22 protein-coding genes and 3 tRNA genes are annotated in these 23103 nt (G+C 65.2%); 17 read left to right on the plus strand and 8 right to left on the minus strand.

Features of this window, described 5'->3' with window-relative positions:
- Positions 1 to 40 precede the first annotated feature (40 nt).
- Positions 41 to 754: a 2-C-methyl-D-erythritol 4-phosphate cytidylyltransferase gene (gene ispD, locus QF040_RS04915; protein WP_429610079.1), complete on the plus strand. Its 714-nt coding sequence runs from the start codon at positions 41 to 43 to the stop codon at positions 752 to 754.
- On the plus strand, positions 751 to 1245 hold the full coding sequence (gene ispF, locus QF040_RS04920) for a 2-C-methyl-D-erythritol 2,4-cyclodiphosphate synthase (RefSeq protein WP_429610080.1): 495 nt from the start codon (positions 751 to 753) through the stop codon (positions 1243 to 1245). The genes ispD and ispF overlap by 4 nt, the downstream gene beginning before the upstream one ends.
- Here ispF and QF040_RS04925 read toward each other — a convergent pair whose 3' ends face one another.
- The gene (locus QF040_RS04925) at positions 1246 to 2661 is read right to left on the minus strand and encodes an ATP-binding protein (RefSeq protein ID WP_429610081.1); all 1416 of its coding nucleotides are present in this window, start codon (positions 2659 to 2661) and stop codon (positions 1246 to 1248) included.
- An 83-nt stretch (positions 2662 to 2744) separates the two neighbouring features.
- A complete protein-coding gene (gene ompR, locus QF040_RS04930) occupies positions 2745 to 3476 on the minus strand; it encodes a two-component system response regulator OmpR (protein WP_007837017.1) in 732 nt (243 codons plus the stop codon).
- Between the two features lie 173 nt (positions 3477 to 3649).
- On the opposite strand from ompR, the gene QF040_RS04935 reads away from it, so the two are divergent.
- Entirely contained in the window at positions 3650 to 4006 is a 357-nt protein-coding gene (locus tag QF040_RS04935) for a hypothetical protein (protein WP_429610082.1), read from the plus strand.
- A 49-nt stretch (positions 4007 to 4055) separates the two neighbouring features.
- Entirely contained in the window at positions 4056 to 4757 is a 702-nt protein-coding gene (locus QF040_RS04940) for an SIMPL domain-containing protein (RefSeq protein ID WP_013541752.1), read from the plus strand.
- Positions 4758 to 4784: 27 nt separating this feature from the next.
- Here QF040_RS04940 and QF040_RS04945 read toward each other — a convergent pair whose 3' ends face one another.
- Positions 4785 to 5555: a 3-hydroxybutyrate dehydrogenase gene (locus QF040_RS04945; protein WP_429610083.1), complete on the minus strand. Its 771-nt coding sequence runs from the start codon at positions 5553 to 5555 to the stop codon at positions 4785 to 4787.
- 26 nt (positions 5556 to 5581) lie between these two features.
- Here QF040_RS04945 and QF040_RS04950 point away from each other — a divergent pair, with 26 nt between their 5' ends.
- The 6 genes from QF040_RS04950 to rimO all read left to right on the plus strand — a co-directional run bounded on the left by QF040_RS04950 (position 5582) and on the right by rimO (position 11610).
- The gene (locus QF040_RS04950; protein ID WP_429610084.1) at positions 5582 to 6577 is read left to right on the plus strand and encodes an alpha/beta fold hydrolase; all 996 of its coding nucleotides are present in this window, start codon (positions 5582 to 5584) and stop codon (positions 6575 to 6577) included.
- Between the two features lie 63 nt (positions 6578 to 6640).
- A complete protein-coding gene (locus tag QF040_RS04955; RefSeq protein WP_307645100.1) occupies positions 6641 to 8830 on the plus strand; it encodes a RelA/SpoT family protein in 2190 nt (729 codons plus the stop codon).
- Positions 8831 to 8878: 48 nt separating this feature from the next.
- A tRNA-Val gene (locus QF040_RS04960) sits at positions 8879 to 8955 on the plus strand.
- Positions 8956 to 9110: 155 nt separating this feature from the next.
- Complete coding sequence (locus QF040_RS04965) at positions 9111 to 9494, plus strand: hypothetical protein (protein ID WP_429610085.1); 384 nt, start codon at positions 9111 to 9113, stop codon at positions 9492 to 9494.
- Between the two features lie 70 nt (positions 9495 to 9564).
- Positions 9565 to 10125 (plus strand): polyhydroxyalkanoate synthesis repressor PhaR, encoded by a 561-nt coding sequence (gene phaR / locus QF040_RS04970; protein WP_013541748.1) that lies wholly within the window; start codon positions 9565 to 9567, stop codon positions 10123 to 10125.
- Positions 10126 to 10203: 78 nt separating this feature from the next.
- On the plus strand, positions 10204 to 11610 hold the full coding sequence (gene rimO, locus QF040_RS04975) for a 30S ribosomal protein S12 methylthiotransferase RimO (protein ID WP_429610086.1): 1407 nt from the start codon (positions 10204 to 10206) through the stop codon (positions 11608 to 11610).
- 78 nt (positions 11611 to 11688) lie between these two features.
- On the opposite strand, the gene QF040_RS04980 is transcribed toward rimO, so the two are convergent.
- Positions 11689 to 11773: transfer RNA gene (locus tag QF040_RS04980), tRNA-Leu, on the minus strand.
- 164 nt (positions 11774 to 11937) lie between these two features.
- A tRNA-Leu gene (locus QF040_RS04985) sits at positions 11938 to 12022 on the minus strand.
- A gap of 81 nt (positions 12023 to 12103) precedes the next feature.
- On the opposite strand from QF040_RS04985, the gene rnr reads away from it, so the two are divergent.
- Together rnr and QF040_RS04995 are read left to right on the plus strand one after the other, a co-directional pair.
- On the plus strand, positions 12104 to 14371 hold the full coding sequence (gene rnr, locus QF040_RS04990) for a ribonuclease R (RefSeq protein ID WP_429610087.1): 2268 nt from the start codon (positions 12104 to 12106) through the stop codon (positions 14369 to 14371).
- A 48-nt stretch (positions 14372 to 14419) separates the two neighbouring features.
- A complete protein-coding gene (locus QF040_RS04995; protein ID WP_429610089.1) occupies positions 14420 to 15187 on the plus strand; it encodes an SDR family oxidoreductase in 768 nt (255 codons plus the stop codon).
- Between the two features lie 7 nt (positions 15188 to 15194).
- Here QF040_RS04995 and QF040_RS05000 read toward each other — a convergent pair whose 3' ends face one another.
- Positions 15195 to 16655: an NAD(P)H-hydrate dehydratase gene (locus tag QF040_RS05000; protein WP_429610090.1), complete on the minus strand. Its 1461-nt coding sequence runs from the start codon at positions 16653 to 16655 to the stop codon at positions 15195 to 15197.
- Positions 16656 to 16685: 30 nt separating this feature from the next.
- Here QF040_RS05000 and QF040_RS05005 point away from each other — a divergent pair, with 30 nt between their 5' ends.
- Positions 16686 to 17114, plus strand: a complete 429-nt coding sequence (locus tag QF040_RS05005) for a hypothetical protein (protein ID WP_429610091.1) — start codon at positions 16686 to 16688, stop codon at positions 17112 to 17114.
- Here the strand turns inward: QF040_RS05005 and QF040_RS05010 are convergent.
- Entirely contained in the window at positions 17104 to 18357 is a 1254-nt protein-coding gene (locus QF040_RS05010) for a D-amino acid dehydrogenase (RefSeq protein WP_429610092.1), read from the minus strand. The two genes, QF040_RS05005 and QF040_RS05010, sit on opposite strands and share 11 nt — an antisense overlap.
- Positions 18358 to 18410: 53 nt before the next feature.
- Positions 18411 to 19736, minus strand: a complete 1326-nt coding sequence (locus tag QF040_RS05015; RefSeq protein ID WP_429610093.1) for an amidase — start codon at positions 19734 to 19736, stop codon at positions 18411 to 18413.
- A gap of 212 nt (positions 19737 to 19948) precedes the next feature.
- Between QF040_RS05015 and rpsB the strand changes: the two genes are divergently transcribed.
- The 4 genes from rpsB (at position 19949) to frr (ending at position 23100) form a co-directional block, all read left to right on the plus strand.
- Complete coding sequence (gene rpsB, locus QF040_RS05020; RefSeq protein WP_013541740.1) at positions 19949 to 20704, plus strand: 30S ribosomal protein S2; 756 nt, start codon at positions 19949 to 19951, stop codon at positions 20702 to 20704.
- Between the two features lie 81 nt (positions 20705 to 20785).
- Positions 20786 to 21709 (plus strand): translation elongation factor Ts, encoded by a 924-nt coding sequence (gene tsf / locus QF040_RS05025; protein ID WP_429610094.1) that lies wholly within the window; start codon positions 20786 to 20788, stop codon positions 21707 to 21709.
- Between the two features lie 96 nt (positions 21710 to 21805).
- Positions 21806 to 22528: a UMP kinase gene (pyrH, locus tag QF040_RS05030; protein WP_013541738.1), complete on the plus strand. Its 723-nt coding sequence runs from the start codon at positions 21806 to 21808 to the stop codon at positions 22526 to 22528.
- Between the two features lie 11 nt (positions 22529 to 22539).
- Complete coding sequence (gene frr, locus QF040_RS05035; RefSeq protein ID WP_007836991.1) at positions 22540 to 23100, plus strand: ribosome recycling factor; 561 nt, start codon at positions 22540 to 22542, stop codon at positions 23098 to 23100.
- The last annotated feature ends 3 nt before the right edge of the window (positions 23101 to 23103 follow it).

Here is a 23103-nt window from a genome sequence, read left to right on the forward strand (position 1 = left end):
TTATTCGCTTGTCGGCCATTGGCCCGTGCCGCCTTCATCAATGTCTTCTTCCCGATTTTTCGTGCTGATCCCTTGTGCCGGCTCCGGCCATCGCGCGGGTGGCGCCCAGCCCAAGCAGTACCAGCGGATCGCGGGCGTGCCGATGGTGGCCCATACGGTGGAGGCGTTCCGCGCGCTGGCCGGGCGTTTTGCCGGGTTGGCCGTGGTGGTGTCGCCGGACGACCGTGAAGTGCAGGCCGCGCTGCCGCGTTTTCCGGGTGACGGCGAATACCTGCTGCAGGTCGGCGGCCTGACCCGAGCGGCCACGGTGCGCAACGGCCTTGCCGCGTTGCGGCAGAAGGGTGCCGGGGCACACGACTGGGTGCTGGTGCACGACGCGGCGCGCTGCCTCGTCACTTCCAGCCAGATCGAGGCGCTGATCGCCGCCTGCGAGCACGACGCCGTCGGTGGCCTGCTGGCGCACCGGCTGGCCGACACGCTGAAGGTGTCCTCGACCGACAGCCGCGTCTCGCAGACCCTCTCGCGGGCCGACAAATGGCTCGCCCAGACGCCGCAGATGTTCCGCATCGGCATGCTGCTCGACGCGCTGGAGCGCGTGGGCGACGCGGTGACCGACGAGGCCAGCGCCATCGAGGCCATCGGCCTCTCGCCGCTGCTGGTGCCGGGCAGCGCCCAGAATTTCAAGGTGACCTTTCCCGAAGATTTCGCACTGGCCGAGGCGGTGTTGCTCAGCCGCAAGAAGGCCATCGCATGACGTCATCTGCACCCTTCAACATTCGCGTCGGCGAGGGCTGGGACGTTCACCAGCTCGTGGCGGGACGCAAGCTCATCCTGGGCGGCATCGAGGTACCGCATACCACCGGCCTGCTGGGGCATTCGGACGCCGACGTGCTGCTGCACGCGATCACCGATGCGCTGCTCGGCGGTGCCGGACTCGGTGATATCGGCCGGCACTTTCCCGACACCGACGTGCAATTCCGCGGTGCCGATTCGGCGGTGCTGCTGGCCGAAGCGGCGCGCCGCGTGCGGGCCGCCGGCTGGGAGATCGGCAACATCGACAGCACCGTGATCGCGCAGGCGCCGAAGCTGGCGCCGCACATCCCGCTCATGTGTCAGCGCATCGCGGACACGCTGGGCATCGCGCTAGATCAGGTCAATGTGAAGGCCAAGACGGCCGAGAAGCTCGGCCCGGTGGGCGAGGGCCGCGCGATGGAAGCGCGCGCGGCGGTCCTGCTCCACCGCTGATCAGCCGGGCTTCTTGCCGCCCGGTACTTCGCCCGGCTTGGGCGTCGGCATCGCACGCGGCATGCGGATGTGGGCCGCGAGCCCGCGCCCCGGCGTGCTGGTGAGCGCGAAGGTGCCGCCCATGCGCTCGATGTTCTTCGCCACGATCGACAGGCCCAGGCCCGCGCCCGCCGCCGAGGTGCGCGCCGCGTCGCCACGGAAGAACGGCTTGGTCAGCTGCGAAAGCAGGGCGGGCTCGACGCCTGCACCGTGATCGCGCACCTTGATCAGCACCGCATCGTTGTTCGCCTGCGCCTGGATCGTGACGTCCGCCACGCCGGTGGCCGGCGTCTTGCCGTAGCGTCGCGCGTTCTCGACCAGGTTGGAGATCACGCGGGTGAGCTCGACCTCGTCGCCCAGCACCCGCAGGTCGGGCGGGACCTCGACCTTGATGTTCATCTCCTCGTAGTCCTGCACGGCGTAGGTGCAGGCATCGACCACATCGCGCAGCAGCACGGGGCGCGGATCGACATGGTCTGGCCGGGCGTAGTCGAGGAACTTGTCGATGATCGCGTCGAGCTGGGCGATGTCGGCGGCCATGTGGTCGCGGGCGTCTTCGTCGGCCACGCTCATCTCGGTTTCAAGGCGCAGGCGCGCGAGCGGCGTGCGCAGGTCGTGCGAGATGCCGGCCAGCATGATCGCGCGGTCCTGCTCGATCTTGGCAAGCTGGTCGGCCATGCGGTTGAAGCCGATGTTGACTGCGCGGATTTCGTTGGTGCGGGCGCGCTCGTCGAGCCTGTGCGCCTCGTACTCGCCCTCGCGCACCTGCATGGTGGCGCGAGACAACTGCTTGAGCGGCAGGTTGATGAGCCGGGTGATCAGCGCCGCGCCGGCCAGCGACAGCGCCATCGCGGTGCTGAGCCAGACCAGCCAGGTGCGCCCGCCCACGCGGCTGAAGCGCGTGGGGTCCAAGAGCAGCCAGTAGGTGTCGCTCTCGATCGTGAAGCCGATCCACAGGCCCGCCTCGTCGTTCACGCGACTGGCCACGGTGGTGCCTTCGCCGAGCTGGTCGATCAGCTCCTCGGTCACGCGCTGGTCGAGCGCACCGCTGGTGTAAGGCTGGAACCGGTCATTGGGCTCGCGCGGCAGGATGCGCACGCCTTCCTGGTCGGCCAGCGTCTTGATCAGCGAGACGCGGGTGATGGCGTCCGAATACACCAGCGCCGCGCGCGTGAGGTTCACGAGCGAGGCGATCTGGTGGGCGGTTTGAATGGCGCGCGGCTCGTATTCGAGCGAGCGGAACGTCTGCAGCCAGGCGACCGTACAGCCGATCAGCAGCAGCGCAAGCAGGAAGAAAGTGCGCCAGAAAAGGCTGAAGCCCAGCTTGAGGCCGGGGCGACGGTCACGCGCCGCGCTGGCCTCCAGCGGGCTCGGCATCGTGACCTGCGCGCCGTCCTCCTGCGCGGGGCCGGGTCTGGCAGGTCTGGCAGATGGGCCGATGGCCACCTCTCAGCGGCGGCTCAGGCCGTGCCGTCCGGCACGAACACGTAGCCCACGCCCCAGACGGTCTGGATGTAGCGCGGCGCCGCGGCGTCGGACTCCACCAGCTTGCGCAGCCGCGAGATCTGCACATCCAGGCTGCGGTCGAAGGGCTCGAACTCGCGGCCACGGGCCAGCTGCGCGAGCTTTTCGCGCGACAGCGGCTGGCGCGGATGGCGCACCAGCGCCTTCAGCATCGCGAATTCGCCGGTGGTCAGCGAGAGCTCTTCGCCGTCCTTCTTGAGCGTGCGCGAGCCGAGATCGAAGGCGAACGGGCCGAAGGTGACGGTCTCGTTCTCGGTGGAGGGCGCGCCGGGTGCCTCGAGCGGCGGACGGCGGCGCAGCACGGCGTGCACGCGGGCCAGCAGTTCGCGGGGGTTGAAGGGCTTGCCGAGGTAGTCGTCGGCGCCGACTTCCAGGCCGACGATGCGGTCCACGTCTTCGCCCTTGGCGGTGAGCATGATGATCGGCGTGCGGTCGTTGGCGGCGCGAAGGCGCCGGCAGACGGAGAGCCCGTCTTCGCCGGGCATCATCAGGTCGAGCACGATCAGGTCGACCGTGTCGCGCAACAGGATGCGGTTGAGCGCCTTGCCGTCCTCGGCCACGATCACTTCGAAACCTTCCTGGGTCAGGTAGCGGCGAAGGAGGTCACGGATGCGGGCGTCGTCGTCGACGATCACGATCTTGTCGGTGCGAGCGGGAACTTGAGTCATTTCTACAACGTTGAATTTGTAACAGCGCCGATTCTGAAGGCGTTAGCACCCCATCGAGCCGGATTTACTTATGGTTTGACACTAAGTTACAAAACTTGCGGAAGCTCGCCCTCTGGTCATCCGACGTTAGCGCAGCGGTGGCAAAGTTCCCCTGCCTTCATGACCAACACTCGATGAGACTTCCTTTTTCCGCACTGCCATTGCTCCTTTTCTGCGCCTGTGGTTCCACATGGGCGGTTTCTGGTGACTTTTTCAGGGTCGGCGAGGTACGCCGCAGCGAAGTGCGGAATGCCGTGGCCGCCCACCGGGCGGCGCAGCGAGAGGAAATCCGACGTGAGGAAGCCGCCGCCGGCAGACGCCTGACCGCCGGGGAACTGTTCGAGCTGCGGCAGCAGATCCGGGGGCAGTGGATGCCGCCAGGCGTGGGCGCCATGGCGAATTCGGCAGAATCGCAGCCAGCCGAGCGGATCTCGCCGGCTCCGATGCCCGCCGCCCGTGCGCTGAACGTGCCGCGCAGCCAGCGCCACTGAGCGCCTCGGCGCGGGCGTTCCTCGCCATCAATCTAGGGAGTCCCTTGTCTTGAAAAAAATCAAATTGCTCGCGGTTTGCGCCGCCCTGGCCGCCGCCGGTTCCGCGCTGGCCCAGAACGTGGTCACCCCGGCACCGCAGAACGTGCTGCAGCTCACCGCTTCCGGCACGGTCGAGGTCCAGCAGGACCTGTTGAGCATGACGCTCGTGACCACCCGCGACGCGACCGATGCGGCCACGGTGCAGACCCAGCTCAAGGCCGCGCTCGATGCCGCGCTGACCGAAGCCAAGAAGAACGCCCAGACTGGTCAGCTCGACGTGCGCACCGGCAACTTCAGCCTCTCGCCGCGCTACACCAAGGACGGCAAGATCAACGGCTGGCAGGGGTCGACCGAACTGGTGCTCGAAGGCCGTGACTTTCCGCGCATCACGCAGACGGCCGGCCGCATCACCACGCTCAGCGTGGGCAACGTCGGTTTCGGCCTGAGCCGCGAGCAGCGTGCCAAGACCGAGACCGAAGCCCAGAACATCGCAATCGAGAACTTCAAGCAGAAGGCCAACGAGCTGGCCAAGGGCTTTGGCTTCGGCGGCTACACGCTGCGCGAGGTGTCGGTGAACGCGAACGACGGTGGGCCGCGTCCGCGGGTGATGGCGATGCAGGCCAAGTCGTTCTCGGCCGATTCGGCCGTGCCGGTCGAAGCCGGCAAGACCAGCGTGATCGTGAACGTGTCGGGGTCGGTGCAGCTCAAGTAAAGAGCGCAGGCCCCGCTGGACGGCGCTTTATTGCGCTGTCCAGCCGCCGTCCATTTGCCAGGCCACGCCGCGCACCTGGTCGGCTGCCGGCGAGCACAGGAAGACCGCGAGTCCGCCGAGTTGTTCGACCGTCGTGAACTGCAGCGAGGGCTGCTTCTCCCCCAGCAGATCGTTTTGCGCCTGCGTGGCCGAGATGCCTTCGCGGGCCGAGCGGTCGTCGATCTGTTTTTGCACGAGCTGCGTCAGCACCCAGCCCGGGCAGATCGCGTTGCTGGTGATGCCGGTGGTCGCGGTTTCGAGCGCGACCGACTTGGTGAAGCCTATGATGCCGTGCTTCGCGGCGACATAGGCTGACTTCTGCGCCGAGGCCACGAGGCCATGCGCCGATGCGACGTTGATGATGCGGCCCCAGTTGGCTTCGCGCATCGCCGGGATGGCGAGGCGCGTCGTGTGGAATGCGCTGGTGAGGTTGATCGCGATGATCGCGTCCCAACGTTCGACCGGGAAGTCCTCGACCTTGGCAACGTGTTGGATGCCGGCGTTGTTCACGAGGATGTCGACGCGGCCGAACTTCGATGCGGCGAACTTCATCATGTCCTCGATCTCGCCGGGTTTGCTCATGTCGGCGCCGTGGTACTCGGCGCGAACGCCGAGCGCTTCGATCTGGGACTTGGGCGTTTCGGCATCGCCGAAGCCGTTGAGCACGATGTGTGCGCCTTGCTGGGCGAGCGACTTGGCAATGGCGAAGCCAATGCCGCTTGTGGACCCCGTGACAAGCGCGGTTTTGCCTTTGAGCATGAAGATCAATCTCCGGATGAATTACGATGCAACGAGACCATTATCCGCACCACGACCTCCCCGTTTTCATGACCGAACCGACGCTTCATTACGTGGCATGCGACGACGCCCAAGGCGGCCATCGCATGGCCTATTGGCAATGGGGCGACGAGCGCAGCGCGCATGTCGTGGTCTGCGTGCACGGGCTCACGCGGCAGGGTCGGGACTTCGACGTGCTGGCACAGGCCATCGTGACGCGCGCGGGTGGCAATGTGCGGGTGGTCTGCCCCGACGTCGTGGGGCGCGGGCGCAGCGACTGGCTGCGCGATCCCGCCTTTTATCAAGTGCCGGTCTACGCGGCAGACATGGTGGCGCTCATTGCCCAGCTGCAACGCGAACAGGCGATCGACACGCTCGACTATTTCGGCACCAGCATGGGCGGGCTGATCGGCTTCGTGTTGGCGGGTCACAAGGAACTGCCGCTCGCGCGGCCAGTGCGCCGCTTCATCGCGAACGATGTCGGTCCAACGATCGAGCCTGTCGCGCTTCAGCGCATCGCAGCCTATGTGGGGCAGGGCGGTCGCTACAGCAGCGTGAAAGAAGCGGCCGATGCGATGTGGGCAATCTCGACCAGCTTCGGTCCGCACACGCCCGAGCAATGGCTCGCGCTCTCGCAGCACATGGTGGTGCCCGCTTCGCAGCGCGCGGCCGATGGTGCCGCCAAGATCGAAGCCGGCAACGACGCGGGCGATGGCCAGTGGCTGCTGCATTACGACCCGGCCATCGCCGTGGCGCTACGCGCCATCACACCCGAAGCGGCGGCACAGGGCGGCGCGATCATGTGGAGCCTGTACGACGCCATCACCGCGCGCACATTGGTGACGCGCGGTGCCGATTCGGACTTGCTCTCGCGCGAAACGGCACAAGCCATGACGCAACGCGGCCCGAAGGCAGCGTTGGTCGAGTTCGAAGGCGTGGGCCATGCGCCGACCTTCATCGATCCCGCGCAGGTCGCCGTCGTCACTTCCTTTCTGTTCGACTGATGGGGTGAAAGCGTGAAGCGCGAGTCATCGAGCCTGCACACGGCACCCCTGTCCGATACCGCCGTGGTCGACTACCCGTTGTCCGCGGCAACCGCCGATCGCACGCCGGTGATCGAGAACATGCTCGCGCGCGCCCGCGCATTTGCCGAACCGCTGATCGCCGATGAAAAACTCGACACCGGCGAGAACACTCTGGCGCATGCCGATGCGGTGGCCGCCATCGTCGCGAAGATGGGCGGCTCCGAGGCCATGCAGGCGGCGAGCTATCTCGTCTATTCGTGCCAGCACCTGAACCGGCCACAGGAAGTGATCGCCAAGGTGTTCGGCGACAACTTCGCGGCGCTCGCGGTCGAGACCACCAAGCTGGTGCGCGTGCAGGAGCAGGCCCGATCGGCGTCGCAGGGGCATCACATCGAGGGCGCCGGTGCGCAAACCGAGAACGTGCGCAAGATGCTGCTGGCGTTCTCGCGCGATCTGCGTGTCGTGATGCTGCGGCTTGCGTCGCGCCTTCAGACCTTGCGCCATGCGGCGGCCAGCAAGCAGCCGGCGCCCGAGAGCGTGGCGCGCGAGTCGCTGCAGGTGTTCGCGCCGCTGGCCAACCGGCTGGGCATCTGGCAGGTGAAGTGGGAGATCGAGGATCTTTCGTTCCGCTTCATCGAGCCTGAAACCTATAAGCTGATTGCGCGCCTGCTCGACGAAAAACGCATCGAGCGTGAAGGCCACATCGAGCAATTGCGCTCGGAACTCGAACGCGAACTGCAGGCCGAGGGCGTGCACGCCACGGTGCAGGGGCGGCCCAAGAACATCTACAGCATCGTGAAGAAGATGCGCGGCAAGTCGCTCGACTTCGCGCAGGTGTTCGACATCCTCGCGCTGCGCGTGGTGGTGGCGGACGTGAAGGACTGCTATGCGGCGCTCGCTTGGGTGCACACGCATTTCCAGCCGATCGACGAGGAGTTCGACGACTACATCGCGCGGCCCAAGCCGAACGGCTACCAGTCGCTGCACACGGTGGTGCGCGAGCTGGTCGACGGCAAGCCGGGCAAGCCGATCGAGATCCAGATCCGCACGGAAGAAATGCACGATCACGCCGAGCATGGCGTGGCCGCGCACTGGGCCTACAAGGAAGCAGGGCACAAGGGCTATGCGGGCGTCTGGGCGAGCGGCGAGTACGACGCGAAGATCGCGGTGCTGCGTCAACTGCTGGCATGGGAGCGCGATCTCTCGGGCGGCTTGCAGGGGCAGGGCCTGTTCGACGACCGCATCTATGTGCTGACGCCCGATGCAGCCATCGTCGAGTTGCCGCAGGGCGCGACGCCGGTGGACTTTGCCTATACGGTGCACACCACGCTGGGCCATCGCTGCCGCGGTGCGCGCGTCGATGGCGCCATGGTGCCGCTCAATACGCCGCTGTCGAATGGGCAGACAGTCGAGATCATTGCAGCCAAGGAAGGCGGCCCGTCGCGCGATTGGCTCAATGCCGAACTGGGTTATCTGGCAAGTCACCGCGCGCGTGCCAAGGTGCGCGCATGGTTCAACGCGCAGATCACGCACGAGACCGTCGCACGCGGACGCGAAGCGGTAGAGAAGCTGCTGCAGCGTGAAGGCAAGACGGCCATGCGGCTCGAGGACCTGGCTTCGCAGCTCGGCTTCAAGTCGGCGGACCATCTGTTCGAAGTGGTGGGCAAGGACGAGTTCTCCCTGCGCAACATCGAGACGCTGCTGCGTCCGCCGGAGCCGGCACCGAACCCCGACGACGGCGTGCAGATCAAGAAGTCGCGCGGCAGCGAAAAGTCCGGCAAGGGCGGCGTGCTGGTGGTGGGCGTGTCGTCGCTGATGACGCAGCTCGCGAAGTGCTGCAAGCCTGCGCCGCCCGATGCCATCAGCGGCTTCGTGACACGCGGCCACGGCGTCAGCGTGCACCGCAGCGATTGCAGCAACTTCCGCATGATGGCCACGCGCGATGGCGAACGTGTGATCGATGTCGAATGGGGTGCGACGAAGAAGGGGGGCGATGCGCCGGTCTATGCGGTCGATGTCGCTGTCGAAGCGGCCGACCGCCAAGGCCTGCTGCGCGATATCTCCGATGTGTTCGCTCGAGAAAAGATGAATGTGATCGGTGTGCAGACGCAATCGGTGAAGGGCACGGCGTGGATGACGTTCACTGTGGAAATCGCCGATGCAGCACGATTGACGCAGGTGCTCGGCATCGTCACTGCAGTTGTTGGTGTGCGATCTGCACGTCGCCGCTAAAAAGCGTGTTTTCTCCTGCTACAATAGCTGCTTCTCGGACACATCCTTAGGCGCGTAGCTCAGCTGGTTAGAGCACCACCTTGACATGGTGGGGGTCGTTGGTTCGAGTCCAATCGCGCCTACCAATTTCTGTTTCAACTTCCGGCCAACCACCGGGTCTGTTGAGCAGAGCTTTCACCGGGTTCCCCGGTGTTTCAATCGTCCTTGTGGTGATGCAGAAAAAGACCATAGCCATGTTGTTGTGCTACCTTGGCCGTTCTGCAATCTCACTCCCAATTTCTTGACAAGCGATCCGATGAATACGCGATCAACGCTGGTTGATCGGGCTCATGTTGGCGCACGCGTTGCCGCGCTGTTGCGGCAGGCCCCCATCGAGTTTGCGCGCGCGGTCTATGGCATCAACGACCATGCAGGCGGTCGCACCGACACCATGGCAGCGCGCGAAGTGGCGCGGGCTCTCCGGCAAGGCGTGGCGGTGACCGAGGAGCGCGCCGAACAGCGCGCCCGCGCCTATCTGCCGACCGCGGGGCAAGAACACTGCCCGCGATGCTGGGTGGTCTATGGTCACAAGAGTCCGCTTCGCTTTCGCGAGGCGACCGAAGAACGCCCCGAAACAGCCGCCTGCCATGCATGTGGCGCCGAGTACGCGACATCGCGCGGCTGAAGTGTGGCGCGCGGTCAGGGTAAACCTTGTCGCGATGCAGCAAAACCGCTCCCTAGAATCATCCGATGACATGGGCGTCCATGTGAAGGAGTCCGCAGTGCAGAGCAAGAAGTCCGGGGTCAAGCCGGTACAGCGTGTGATCAAGAAGTACCCCAACCGAAGGCTCTACGACACCGAGACATCCACGTACATCACGCTGACCGAGGTGAAGCAGCTGGTCATCCAGAATGCCCAGTTCGTGGTGCGCGATGCCAAGACTGGCGACGACCTCACGCGCAGCATCCTGCTGCAGATCATCCTGGAAGAAGAGGCGGGCGGCGCCCCGATGTTTACCGAACAGGTGCTGGCCAACATCATCCGTTTCTATGGTCAGGCGATGCAGGGCTACATGGGGCCCTACCTCGAGAAGAATATCCAGGCGATGACCGAAGTGCAGGCCCAACTCGCCGACAAGGCCGAGGGCCTGACGCCCGAGATGTGGTCGAAATTCATGACCATGCAGTCGCCGATGCTCCAGGGCCTCATGGGCAACTACGTGGAGCAATCGAAGAATGTCTTCCTGCAGATGCAGGAACAGATGCAGAAAAATACCGAGCAGGTGCTGGGGGCCTTTGGCATCAAGCGTCCCTGAGCGCCGCCGGGCATGGCCGAGACGGGGCTTGCCCAATGATTGCCCGGTTGTCACCGATAGCTGGGACAATAGAGGCATATGAGCGAAGTTGCCTCCCCCGAACGAACGACCACGTCGACCGCCCCCAAGGTCGGCTTTGTGAGCCTTGGCTGCCCCAAGGCCCTTACAGATTCAGAATTGATCCTGACCCGGCTGAGCGCCGAGGGTTATCAAACCTCCAAGACTTTCGAAGGTGCCGATCTGGTGATCGTCAACACCTGCGGCTTCATCGACGATGCCGTGAAGGAAAGCCTCGACACCATCGGTGAAGCGCTGGCCGAGAACGGCCGTGTGATCGTCACCGGCTGCCTGGGTGCCAAGACCGGCGACCAGGGCGGCAATCTGGTGCGCCAGATGCACCCGAGCGTGCTGGCCGTCACCGGTCCGCATGCCACCCAAGAAGTGATGGATGCGGTACATGCCAATCTGCCCAAGCCGCACGATCCGTTCATCGACCTGGTGCCGAGCACTTTCGGCATTGCCGGCCTCAAGCTGACGCCACGCCACTATGCGTACTTGAAGATCAGCGAAGGCTGCAATCACCGCTGCACCTTCTGCATCATTCCGTCGATGCGCGGCGACCTCGTGTCGCGGCCGGTGGGTGATGTGCTCGGCGAGGCCAAGGCCCTCTTCGAAGGCGGCGTGAAAGAGCTGCTGGTGATCAGCCAGGATACTTCCGCCTACGGCGTCGACGTGAAGTACCGCACCGGTTTCTGGGATGGCAAGCCGGTCAAGACCCGCATGCTTGAACTGGTGCGCACGCTTGGCGAAATCGCCGAGCCTTACGGTGCCTGGGTTCGCCTGCACTACGTGTATCCGTACCCGAGCGTCGACGAAATCATCCCGTTGATGGCGAGCGGCCAGGTGCTGCCGTACCTCGACGTGCCACTGCAGCACAGCCATCCCGATGTGCTCAAGCGCATGAAGCGTCCCGCGAGCGGCGAGAAGAATCTGGAGCGACTCGCGCGTTGGCGCGAGGTGTGCCCGGAGCTTGTGATCCGTAGTACTTTCATCGCCGGCTTCCCCGGTGAGACGGAGCAGGAATTCGAGCATCTGCTCGACTTCATCCGCGAGGCTGAAATCGATCGCGCCGGTTGCTTTGCCTACAGCCCGGTCGAAGGCGCCACCGCCAACGACATTCCGGGCATGCTGCCCGAGGCCGAGCGCGAAGCGCGTCGCGCCCGTTTCATGGAAGTGGCCGAAGCCGTGTCAATCGCCAAGCTGCAACGCCGTATTGGCGCGACGATGCAGGTGCTGGTCGATTCGGCGCCCGGCATGGGTCGCAAGGGCGGCGTGGGCCGCACCTATGCCGATGCCCCCGAGATCGACGGCACCGTGCGGCTTCTGCCACCCGAGAAGATCAGCAAGACGCTGAAGGTCGGTGAGTTCACCCGCGCGCGCATCGTGGGCGCCGAGGGACATGACCTGATCGCGCTGCCTGTTTGATGATTCGAACGGGCAAGAAAAAAGCCACCGGATGCCGGTGGCTTCATTCGAAAGACCCGGTAGGGGTCTGCTTGACTCTGGTGCCCAGAAGAGGACTCGAACCTCCACGATGTTACTCGCTAGTACCTGAAACTAGTGCGTCTACCAATTCCGCCATCTGGGCATTTCAGGAAAGCCTACGAGTATACCAAATCGAATGCTGCAATTTCGCCGCAACGAAGGAATTCGTGGGTTGCTCTGTGCCGGCTCTAACTCGAGCGGGCAAGAAAAAAGCCACCGGAGACCGGTGGCTTGAATCGAAAGACCCGATGAGGGTCTGTTTAAACTTGGTGCCCAGAAGAGGACTCGAACCTCCACGATGTTACTCGCTAGTACCTGAAACTAGTGCGTCTACCAATTCCGCCATCTGGGCCCACATACCTGCGAAAGCAAGTACGTTTTGAATTTCAGGAAAGAAGGAGATCATATCAAAAATAATGTCAATTCCAGCGGCTTGCTGGACGAATTCGAAGGCACTGTTCAAGGACATCGCGACGGTCACGGCTTCGTGCAACGCGATGACGGCGAGGCAGACATCTACCTGCCCCCGAACGAGATGCGCGCGGTGTTGCACAAGGACCGCGTCAAGGCGCGAGTCGTGCGCCAAGACCGCCGCGGGCGTCCCGAAGGGCGCGTGGTCGAGATCGTCGAGCGTCCCGAGCAACCGATCATCGGCCGCCTGTTGCACGAGGGCGGCATCTGGCTCGTAGCCCCTGAAGACAAGCGCTATGGGCAGGACGTCCTGATTCCCAAGGGGGCGACCGGTCCCGCCAAGGTGGGCCAGGTGGTTGTGGTGCAGCTCACCGAGCCGCCCGCGCTTTTCGGCCAACCCGTCGGCCGTGTGAAAGAAGTGTTGGGCGAGATCGACGACCCCGGCATGGAGATCGAGATCGCCGTGCGCAAGTACGGCGTGCCGCATGAGTTTTCCGCGGAATGCCTGGGCGAGGCCAAGGCCTTGCCCGAGAAGGTTCGCCCTGCCGACAAGAAGGGACGCGTCGACCTCACCGACATCCCGCTCGTCACCATCGATGGCGAAGACGCCCGCGACTTCGACGATGCCGTGTACTGTGAACCCGCCAAGGTGGGCCGCGGCAAGGGCTGGCGATTGCTCGTCGCGATTGCCGACGTCAGCGCCTATGTGCGGACCGGCTCGGCGATCGACATCGATGCCTACGACCGCGCCACCAGCGTCTACTTCCCGCGCCGCGTCATTCCGATGCTGCCCGAGAAGCTGTCGAACGGCCTTTGCTCGCTGAACCCCGAGGTCGAACGCCTCTGCATGGTGTGCGACATGCTCGTGGCCGCCGATGGCGAGATCTACGCGTACCAGTTCTACCCGGCCGTGATGTTCAGCCACGCGCGCTTCACGTACACCGAGGTGGCTGCAATCCTCGGCAACACGCGCGGCCCCGAGGCTGCGAAACGCAAGGACCGCGTCAAAGACCTGCTGAACCTCGCCGACGTCTACAAGGCCCTGCTCAAGCAGCGCGGCAAGCGCGGCGCGGTCGACTTCGAAACCACCGAGACGCAGATCATCTGCGACGACGCCGGCCGCATCGAGAAGATCGTGCCGCGCACGCGCAACGAAGCGCATCGGCTCATCGAAGAAGCGATGCTTGCGGCCAACGTCTGCAGCGCCGACTTCATTGCCGAAGGCAAGCACCCGGGCCTGTTCCGCGTGCACGAAGGTCCGACGCCGGAGAAAAAAGAAATCCTGCGCGGCTACCTCAAGGCCATGGGCGTGGGCCTCAGCATCACCGACGATCCGAAGCCCGGCGAGTTCCAGGCGATTGCCGAAGCCACCAAGGAGCGCCCCGACGCGCAGCAGATCCACACGATGCTGCTTCGTTCGATGCAGCAGGCGATCTACACGCCGTTCAACAGCGGCCACTTCGGTCTGGCTTACGAGGCGTACACGCATTTCACCAGCCCGATCCGTCGCTATCCCGACCTGCTGGTGCACCGTGTGATCAAGGCGATCCTCACCAAGACGCGCTACCAGCTGCCGATGCTGCCGACCCCGGGCGAGGCGCACGCCAAGCTGGCCAAGCGGCTCGCTTCGCGCGTGAAGGCGCCGACCACCAAGCCGCAGAAGGCGACCATCGCGCCGACCAAGGAAGTGCTGGCGTGGGAGGCCGCGGGCCTGCACTGCAGCGCCAACGAACGCCGCGCCGACGAGGCCAGCCGTGACGTCGAGGCCTGGCTCAAATGCAAGTACATGCGCGAGCATCTGGGCGAGGAATACGGCGGCGTGGTCAGTGCGGCCACCACCTTCGGCATCTTCGTCACGCTCGACGCGATGTACGTCGAGGGCCTGGTGCACATCACCGAGCTCGGCGGCGAATACTTCAAATTCGACGAGATGCGCCAGGAACTGCGCGGCGAGCGCACCGGTATCCGCTATGCCATCGGCACGAGGGTGCGGGTGCAGGTGAGCCGCGTCGATCTGGACGGCCGCAAGATCGACTTCCGCCTCGTCCGCGAAGGCGAAGACCTGACGACGCGGGCCATGAAGGACAAGGGTGCCGCATCCGGCGTGCCGGTCAAGGCATCGGCCAAGCGCGGCTCGCGCCACAAGGCAGAGGCGGCCACCAGCGACCAGCGGGCGGAGCGCAGTACGGCTGCAGTTGCCGCCGGGCCGCAGTCGGCGATGCAGGCCTTCAAGTCGGCGGTCAAGAAAGCCGCCAACAAGATGAAGGGGCGCAAGCCCCGCCGCGGATGACGCGTGGCAATCCCCAGATACAAACAAGACTAGAAGGAGACATTGAGCATGAGCGTTGAAAGCAACAACAAGGCCCGCATCGCGATCGTCACGGGTGCGGGTTCCGGCATCGGCCGGGCCGCTGCGCTGGCGCTGCTGGGCGATGGATGGAGCGTGGTCCTTGCGGGCCGTCGTCTCGAACCGCTGGAGCAGGTGGCCGAGGAGTCGGGCGCCGGTGCGCGCGCCTTCGCGGTGCCGACCGATGTGTCGAATGCCGAATCGGTGCAGTCGCTCTTCGCCGCCACGGTGGAGCGCTACGGCCGCGTCGACCTCCTGTTCAACAACGCCGGCGTGGGCAACCCGCCGGGCCCGTTCGAGGACTGGACGCCCGCGCAGTGGCAGGGCGTGGTCGACATCAATCTCACCGGCATGTTCTTTTGCATCCAGCAGGCGTTCCGCACGATGAAGGTGCAGGTGCCGATGGGCGGCCGCATCATCAACAACGGCTCCATCTCGGCCACTGCGCCGCGTCCGAATTCGATTGCGTACACGGCAACCAAGCATGCGGTCGAGGGGCTGACCAAGACCGCGTCGCTCGATGGCCGCAAGTACGACATTGCCGTGGGCCAGGTCGACGTTGGCAATGCGATGACAGAGCTGGCTTCCCGCATGGCCACGGGTGTGCCACAAGCGAACGGCGAACTCGCGATCGAGCCGCTGATCGACGTGAAGATCGTGGGCCAGTCGGTGCTCTACATGGCGAACCTGCCGCTGGAAGCCAACGTGCTCTTCCACACGATCATGGCGACGAAGATGCCCTTCGTCGGGCGCGGCTAAAAAGCTGTCAGAAGGGCGCCTGGCGGGCCAGCGTGCCAGCCGTGAGCGGGGCCGCATTCGTTGGCCAGGTGTCGGCGATGCGGCCATGTCGCCAGACGGCTTCGCATGCTGCCTCGAATGCCGGTTGCTGCGCTGCCAGCGCGGCGCCGATCATGCCGGCCAGCACATCGCCGGTTCCGGCAGTCGCAAGCCGCGCATTGCCTGTGATGTTGAGCACCGCCGGCGCGCCGCTGTCGTCGGCGATCACCGTACCCGAGCCCTTGAGCACGGCGACGACGTCGAAGCGCGATGCGAGTTGGCGCGCCGCCGACAGCCGATCCGCCTGAACGTCGCCGGCAGTGCAACCCAGCAGACGCGCTGCTTCCAGCGGATGGGGTGTGATCACGGTCGGCCTTCCGCGCCGGGCACGCGATGCCAGTTGCGTCTGCAATGCGCTGTCGGTGGCGATGGCGTTGAGCGCGTCGGCATCGAGCACCAAGGCAGCAGCCGTCGCCAGCACGCGCGGCAGCGCCGAGCGAACGTCCGTGCCACCGCCGCAGCCGCAGACTGCGGTCATGCCCGAGAGGTCGAGCGCGCTGGCGTCGCGAAGCATCAACTCGGGTTGCGCTGTGTCCACCGGCGCAGCGCTCGGATCGAGCAGCCCGACGAATACGCGGCCGGCCCCTGCATGCAGCGCGGCCGATCCGGCCAGCAACGCGGCGCCCGCCATGCCCGACGCTCCTCCGATCACTGCGACATCGCCGTAGCTGCCCTTGTGCGATGCGTGGGTGCGGGCCTGCGCCTTGGGTGCGCCTGCCAGGCGGGCGGTCGGCGGCTCGGCGGTGCCACCGAAGCCGAGGTCGTCGAACCACACAGTGCCTGCTGAATCGCGGCCGTGCGCGGTAAAGAGGCCGGGCTTCAAGGTCAGGAAGGTCACGCAGAAGCGGGCCGTGTTCGCATGGGCTCCAGTGCTGCCCGACAGCACGCCCGTGTCCGCGTTCAGCCCGGACGGCACATCGACGCTGAGCACCGGCTGGCCTTTCGCATCCATCTCCCGCAGCCACTCGGCCATCACGCCTCCGGGCGGCCGTGTCGATCCGATGCCGAGCAGCGCATCGATCGCCAGCTCGTATTCGGCGGGCGGCTTCGGCGCAAAGATGACGCTGGCATCGCGGGCGCGCTGCAGCGATGCCTTGGCATCGGGCGGCAGGCGGTGCTCGTCGCCCACGAACGTGACGATCGGCATGAAGCCGCGATGCTGCAATTGCGCCGCGGCCTCGAAGCCATCGCCGCCGTTGTTGCCCGGACCGCAGGCGATCCAGATCGTGCGCGCATGCGGCGCGATCGACATCGCGAGCCGCGCCACGGCAAGTCCGGCGCGCTGCATCAGCATGTGGGCGGGCAGGGCGGCGGCTGCAGCCTGTTCGATGCGACGCGTTGCCGCGATGTCGAACAGGTCGGCGACGGTGGCGGGGGTGATGCGGTGCATCGAGGCATTTTGCCGTCCTATGATCGACGGATGAAGCTCAAGAGCCTTGGCTGGCTGCTGGTCCTGCTGCTTGCGGGGATCGTCTTTTTCGTGGCCGCGACGCTGGCATGGATCGCTGGCGTGGCGTGGTCGCTCGGCTTGCTGGGCCTCGTGTGGGGCACCTTCTTGCTCGCCGAAGTGAGGCGTTGGGTGCCGCTGCGCGATGTGGCCTGGGTTGCAGGTGTCGCCTATGGCGTCGGCGTGATCCGATGGTTCGATCTGCCGGTCGACGGGCTTTCCACCATGCAGCATTGGCTGATGATGGGCGCCGATCTGCTGTGCCTTGTTTTCTTTGCGCTCGTGGCACCTGCGCTGCTGGCGTGGACCGCCGAGAAGCTCAGGCCGCCAGCGGAGCTCGACCTGCCGGTCGAGCTGCCGCCGAGTCCGGAAATGCTTCGTCGGTGGGACCCTAAAGACTGAGCCGTTCGACGCCCAGGCCTTCGAGATCGACGCCCGGGTCGCGTCCGCCGATCAGGTCGCCCAGCACGCGCGCGCTGCCGCACGACAGCGCCCAGCCGCTCGAGCCGTGCCCGAGGTTGAGCCACACGCCGGGGATGCCGCTCGCCCCCAGCACCGGCGGGCCGTCGGGGAGCATCGGCCGCGCGCCTTTCCATTGCTGCACGCCCGATTGCAGCGTCGCGGCGCCCGGAAACCAGTCGTGCAGCACCTTGTAGAGCGTCTGGATCGCGGCCGGATTCATCGTGTCGAGCGAGCCGCCGATCTCGGCGCTGCCGGCCACGCGCACACGTTGGCCCAGGCGCGAGATGGCGACCTTGTAGCGCTCGTCCATCACCGCGCTGCGCGGTGCATTGAGCGGCTCGCGCACCGGCGCGCTGACCGAGTGGCCATAGACCGGTGCGAGCGGAATTCGCAGGCCCAGCGGCCGAAGCAGGGTTGCCGAGTCGAGGCCCGCGCAGACGATCACAGCGTCGAAGCGCAGCGCTTCCGAACCGCTGGCAAGCGACAGCGAGGTGGGTGCCGCGCGGCTGAGCGGCGCGATGTCGCAGTTGAAATGAAACTGCGCGCCGAGCGCCTCGGCCTCCCACTTGAGCAGCAGCGCGAACTGGCGGCAGTTGGCGACTTCGTCTTCCGGCAGGTGGATGGCGCCCGCGAGCGGCGTGTCGGCATTGAGCGCGGGTTCGATCCGGCGGGCTTCGTCGGCGTCGACTTCGCGGAACACGCTGCCGGCCGTGCGCAGTACCTCGAGGCCCGGCTGGATCAGCTTTTTCTCGCGCTTGGAGCGCAACAGCACCAGGTAGCCGTCGCTGCGCTCGTAGCTGAGCTCGCGCGCCTCGCTCACTTCGTGCAGCCGGGTGCGGCTGTAGAAGGCGAGGCGCTGCATGCGGGCGCGGTTGGCGAGGTAGGTCTCGAGCTTGCAGGCCTTTTGCCAGCGCGACATCCAGCCGAGGTCGCGTGCGCCGAGCGGCCAGCGCAGCTTGATGGCGCCGTGCGAGGAGAGCAGCGAGCGGAGCACCTTCATGCGCATGCCCGGCGCAGCCCACGGCGTGACGTAGCCCGGCGCGACGACGCCGGCATTGGCGAAACTGGCTTCTTCGGCCGCGGCGCCGCGGCGCTCGAACACGGTCACTTCATGGCCGTCGGAGACCAGTTCCCAGGCGGTGGTGACGCCGATGATGCCGGCGCCCACGATCGCGATTTTCATTGATTGTTCAGAGGTAAAAGAGACGGCTGACGCCCGCGAGGCGGCGTGGACAGCTATTGGTTTTGCAGCGCCCGCTCCGCCTGCAGGGCGATGGCGAGCACGGCGTCATCATGCAGCGCGGCGTGCCACAGCATCAGGCCGACCGGCAATTCGCCGGCGGCGTGGCAGGGCAACGAGAGGGCGCAGCCGTCGAGCATGTTGACGATCGACGGGTTGCGCAGCAGCAGCGCATTGACGCGGAAGAATTCGTCGTCGCGCTCGGCGCCCGGCGCCACGCTGGCGATCGACGGCGCGGTGATGGGCACGGTTGGCGAGAGCACGGCGTCGAAGGGCGCAAGCGCCGTCTCGACCCGGGCGATCCAGGCGCGGCGGGCGTTGATGAGGTCGATGTATTCATGCGCCTTCATCGTGGCGCCGCGCAGGATGCGCTGGGCCACGCGCGGGTCGTAACCCGCACCGCTGCGCTCCAGCAGCAAGCGGTGCCAGGCGTGGGATTCGGCTGCCGAGAAGCCGCCCGTGGCGTTGATGGATTGCAGGTCGGCCAGCTCGGGTAACTCGATTTCGTTGATGCGGGCGCCGGCGCTGCGAAGCGTTTTCAGCGTGCGTTCGAAGGCGGCAGCTACGGCTGGCTCGATGCCGTCGAAGAAGACGTTCTTCACGACGGCCAGCCTGTAGGCGGCGAGTGGCGCCGTGCCGGCGGTCACGCGGCGGGCAGAGAGGATCTCGTGCGCGGTGATCGCATCGCGCACCGAGCGCGTCATGGCGCAGACGGTGTCGAGCGTGGTCGACAGCGGCAGCGCGCCGTCGGCCGGCACCAGGCGGGCCGTGTTCTTGAAACCGACGATGCCGTTCAGCGCGGCCGGAATGCGGATCGAGCCACCGGTGTCGGAGCCCAGGCCGATGAAGGCAGCGCCGCTGGCCACCGAAATCGCCGCACCGGAAGAGGAGCCGCCCGGGATGCGCGGGGTGGCTTTGTCGCTGACGTTGACCGGCGTGCCGTGGTGCGGATTGACGCCCACTCCCGAGAAGGCGAACTCGCTCATGTTGGTACGGCCAGTGAGCACGCCGCCCGCAGCGCGGAGTCGTGCCACGGCAACGGCATCGGTTTTGGCCGCCGATGCATGGGACAGGACGACGGATCCTGCGAGCGTCGGTTGGCCGGCGATGTCGAACAGGTCTTTGGACGTGAAGGCGAGTCCGGCGAGCCTGCTTTCAGGATTCGCTTCGGCGGCGCCCTGGCGGGCCTCGTCGAACATCGTGCGGGTGAAAACGTGGGCGCAGGCCGGGGACTGAGAGATTTCGATGGCGCGCTCCATTTCGGTGCGTGCATCGGAGCCGCCTGCCTGAAGGGTAAGACGGGCGGCGTGAAGGTCGTTCATGGGTGGCTGCAGGTGCCGCGGACGGCTCGGTTTCAAGGGGAAAGAGAGGCTGCGGCCGTGCTATACTCTTTGGGTTTCGCTGGTCGAGCGACGGCTCCCGTTGCATCCAGCCAAACACATCCGCAAACCGGCCCAATCAAGGTGTTGTGACTCCATTCGAAAGGAGCGCAAAACGGGCTGGATTTTAGACCCAACCTTTGGAGTAATTTCTAATGTCTACCACCATGCGCGAAATGCTGGAAGCCGGTGTCCATTTCGGTCACCAAACCCGCTTCTGGAACCCCAAGATGGCTCCGTTCATCTTCGGCCATCGCAACAAGATTCACATCATCAACCTGGAAAAGTCGCTCCCGATGTTCCAGGACGCGATGAAGTACGCCAAGCAACTCACGGCCAACCGCGGCACGATCCTGATGGTCGGCACGAAGCGCCAGGCCCGTGAAATCGTCGCTGCAGAAGCCCGCCGCGCCGGAGTGCCTTTCGTCGACACCCGCTGGCTCGGCGGCATGCTGACCAACTTCAAGACCGTCAAGACCTCGATCAAGCGTCTGAAGGACATGAAGGCCCAGCAAGAAGCCGGCCTCGACAGCCTGAGCAAAAAAGAGCAGCTGACCTTCTCGCGTGAAATCGCGAAGCTCGAAAAGGACATCGGCGGCATCCAGGACATGGCTGCCTTGCCTGATGCCATCTTCGTGATCGACGTGGGCTTCCACAAGATCGCCGTGGCCGAAGCCAAGAAGCTGGGCATTCCGCTGATCGGCGTGGTGGACTCCAACCACTCGCCCGAAGGCATTGACTACGTAATCCCCGGCAACGACGACTCGTCCAAGGCCGTCACGCTGTACGCGCGCGGTATTGCCGACGCGATCATCGAAGGCCGCAACAGCGCCGGCGGTGACGTGGTCAAGGCCATTGCCGAAGGCAGCAGCGATGAATTCGTCGAAGTCGAAGAAAGCGCTTCGGCCTGATTGGTGCTCTCGCGAGCCTGAAGAAGGGGCTTTGGTGCCCCTTTTTTTTAACCTGATTTTTGGATTTACGGAGATACACAAATGGCTGCAATCACCGCAAGCATGGTCGGCGAACTGCGCGCAAAGACCGACGCGCCGATGATGGAATGCAAGAAGGCCCTGACCGAGGCCGAAGGCAACATGGAAAAGGCCGAAGAGCTGCTGCGCATCAAGCTCGGCAACAAGGCTGGCAAGGCGTCGGGCCGCATCACGGCCGAAGGCGTGGTCACGGCTTTCGTCGACGGCGCTGCCGGCGGCATGATCGAAATCAACTGCGAAACCGACTTCGTCACCAAGAACGACAGCTTCCTGGCCCTGGCCAACGCTGCCGCGATGCTGGTCGCCAAGAACAACCCCGCCGACATCGCTGCGTTGGGCGCGTTGCCCTACGAGCAGGACGGCTTCGGCCCGACGCTCGAAGACGTGCGCAAGGGCCTGATTGGCAAGATCGGCGAGAACATGAGCTTCCGCCGCTTCAAGCACTTTGCCGGCAACGGCAAGCTGGCTTCGTACCTGCACGGCACGCGCATTGGCGTGATGGTCGAGTTCGAGGGCGACGACACGTCGGCCAAGGACGTCGCGATGCACATCGCCGCCATGAAGCCAGTTGCCATCCAGGCGTCGGACGTGCCTGCCGAACTGATCGAAAAAGAGCGCGCTGTTGCCGCTGGCAAGGCTGAAGAAGACCGCAAGACGGCCGAAGCCGAGGGCAAGAAGCCGCAGCCGGCCGACATCGTTGCCAAGCGCATCGAAGGCGGCGTGCAGAAGTACCTCAAGGAAGTCTCGCTCCACAACCAGCCGTTCGTGAAGAACGACAAGCAGACCGTCGAGCAGATGCTCAAGGCCGCAAACACCTCGATCAAGGGCTTCACCCTGTACGTGGTCGGCGAAGGCATTGAGAAGAAGGTTGACGACTTCGCTGCCGAAGTGGCCGCGCAAGTTGCAGCAGCCAAGGCCGCTGCTTAAGCCATAAGGCTTCCAACGACGGCGCGTGCTCGCGTGCCGTCGTTTTTTCATCGCTACGTTTTACACTCGTCACCGCCAACTCAAAGGAAATTGCCCATGTCTGATGCCCGCCCAGCCCACAAGCGAATCTTGTTGAAGCTGTCGGGAGAGGCACTGATGGGCGATGACGCCTTCGGCATCAACCGCGCGACCATCGTGCGCATGGTGCAGGACGTGGCCGAGGTCGTGAACATGGGCGTGCAGGTCGCGGTCGTGATCGGCGGCGGCAACATCTTCCGCGGCGTCGCGGGCGGTTCGGTCGGCATGGACCGCGCCACCGCCGACTACATGGGCATGCTGGCCACCGTCATGAACTCACTGGCGCTGGCCGATGCGATGGACAAGCAGGGCCTCGTGGCCCGCGTGATGTCCGCCATCGCGATCGAGCAGGTGGTCGAGCCCTATGTGCGCCCCAAGGCCCTGCAGTACCTCGAAGAGGGCAAGGTCGTCGTGTTCGCGGCCGGTACCGGCAACCCGTTCTTCACCACCGACACGGCGGCTGCGCTGCGCGGTGCCGAGATCGGTGCCGAGCTGGTGCTCAAAGCCACGAAGGTGGACGGTGTGTATTCCGCCGACCCCAAGCTCGACCCCCACGCAACGCGTTACGTCTCGCTCAGTTTCGACGAGGCGATCGCAAAAAATCTCGGCATCATGGACGCCACGGCCTTCGCGCTGTGCCGCGACCAGAAGCTGCCGATCAAGGTGTTCTCGATTCTCAAGAGCGGCGCGCTCAAGCGCGTCGTGATGGGCGAGGACGAGGGCACGCTGGTGCATGCCTAGGAGTATTTGAGATGACCATTGCAGACATCCGCAGTGCGACCGACGCGAAGATGAATCAGTCGCTCGCCGCATTCCAGAACAACCTCACCAAGATCCGTACGGGCCGTGCCAACTCGGCGCTGCTCGACTCGATCCATGTCGAGTATTACGGCTCGCAAGTGCCGTTGAGCCAGGTGGCCAACGTGTCGGTGCTCGATTCGCGCACGATCAGCGTTCAGCCCTGGGAAAAGGGCATGGGCGCCAAGATCGAGAAGGCCATCCGCGAAAGCGACCTGGGCCTGAACCCCGCATCGATGGGCGACCTCATCCGCGTGCCGCTGCCCGCCATGAGCGAAGAGCGCCGCAAGGAAATGACCAAGCTGGTTCGCAACGAAGGCGAAACCGCCAAGATCGCCACGCGCAACCTGCGCCGCGATGCGAACGAGTCGGTCAAGAAGCTGGTCAAGGACAAGCTGGCGTCCGAGGACGACCAGAAGCGCGCCGAAGCCGAGATCCAGAAGGTCACCGACCGCCATATCGCTGAAATCGACCGTCTGGTCGCGGCGAAAGAAGCGGAGATCATGGCCGTTTGAGGC

Origin of the sequence: Variovorax sp. W2I14 (assembly GCF_050435205.1) — a bacterium.
GTDB lineage: Bacteria > Pseudomonadota > Gammaproteobacteria > Burkholderiales > Burkholderiaceae_C > Variovorax > Variovorax paradoxus_C.

What these genes read in the sequence shown, in the direction of transcription:
- QF040_RS04995 (WP_429610089.1), top strand. Translation starts at nt 14,420, where the DNA reads ATGAGCGTTGAAAGCAACAACAAGGCCCGCATCGCGATCGTCACGGGT.
- phaR (WP_013541748.1), top strand. Translation starts at nt 9,565, where the DNA reads ATGGGCGTCCATGTGAAGGAGTCCGCAGTGCAGAGCAAGAAGTCCGGG.
- QF040_RS04950 (WP_429610084.1), top strand. Translation starts at nt 5,582, where the DNA reads ATGCAACGAGACCATTATCCGCACCACGACCTCCCCGTTTTCATGACC.
- QF040_RS04945 (WP_429610083.1), bottom strand. Translation starts at nt 5,555, where the DNA reads ATGCTCAAAGGCAAAACCGCGCTTGTCACGGGGTCCACAAGCGGCATT.
- rimO (WP_429610086.1), top strand. Translation starts at nt 10,204, where the DNA reads ATGAGCGAAGTTGCCTCCCCCGAACGAACGACCACGTCGACCGCCCCC.
- QF040_RS05005 (WP_429610091.1), top strand. Translation starts at nt 16,686, where the DNA reads ATGAAGCTCAAGAGCCTTGGCTGGCTGCTGGTCCTGCTGCTTGCGGGG.
- ispF (WP_429610080.1), top strand. Translation starts at nt 751, where the DNA reads ATGACGTCATCTGCACCCTTCAACATTCGCGTCGGCGAGGGCTGGGAC.
- QF040_RS04935 (WP_429610082.1), top strand. Translation starts at nt 3,650, where the DNA reads ATGAGACTTCCTTTTTCCGCACTGCCATTGCTCCTTTTCTGCGCCTGT.
- rpsB (WP_013541740.1), top strand. Translation starts at nt 19,949, where the DNA reads ATGTCTACCACCATGCGCGAAATGCTGGAAGCCGGTGTCCATTTCGGT.
- pyrH (WP_013541738.1), top strand. Translation starts at nt 21,806, where the DNA reads ATGTCTGATGCCCGCCCAGCCCACAAGCGAATCTTGTTGAAGCTGTCG.
- ompR (WP_007837017.1), bottom strand. Translation starts at nt 3,476, where the DNA reads ATGACTCAAGTTCCCGCTCGCACCGACAAGATCGTGATCGTCGACGAC.
- QF040_RS05015 (WP_429610093.1), bottom strand. Translation starts at nt 19,736, where the DNA reads ATGAACGACCTTCACGCCGCCCGTCTTACCCTTCAGGCAGGCGGCTCC.
- ispD (WP_429610079.1), top strand. Translation starts at nt 41, where the DNA reads ATGTCTTCTTCCCGATTTTTCGTGCTGATCCCTTGTGCCGGCTCCGGC.
- tsf (WP_429610094.1), top strand. Translation starts at nt 20,786, where the DNA reads ATGGCTGCAATCACCGCAAGCATGGTCGGCGAACTGCGCGCAAAGACC.
- QF040_RS05010 (WP_429610092.1), bottom strand. Translation starts at nt 18,357, where the DNA reads ATGAAAATCGCGATCGTGGGCGCCGGCATCATCGGCGTCACCACCGCC.
- frr (WP_007836991.1), top strand. Translation starts at nt 22,540, where the DNA reads ATGACCATTGCAGACATCCGCAGTGCGACCGACGCGAAGATGAATCAG.
- QF040_RS05000 (WP_429610090.1), bottom strand. Translation starts at nt 16,655, where the DNA reads ATGCACCGCATCACCCCCGCCACCGTCGCCGACCTGTTCGACATCGCG.
- QF040_RS04925 (WP_429610081.1), bottom strand. Translation starts at nt 2,661, where the DNA reads ATGCCGAGCCCGCTGGAGGCCAGCGCGGCGCGTGACCGTCGCCCCGGC.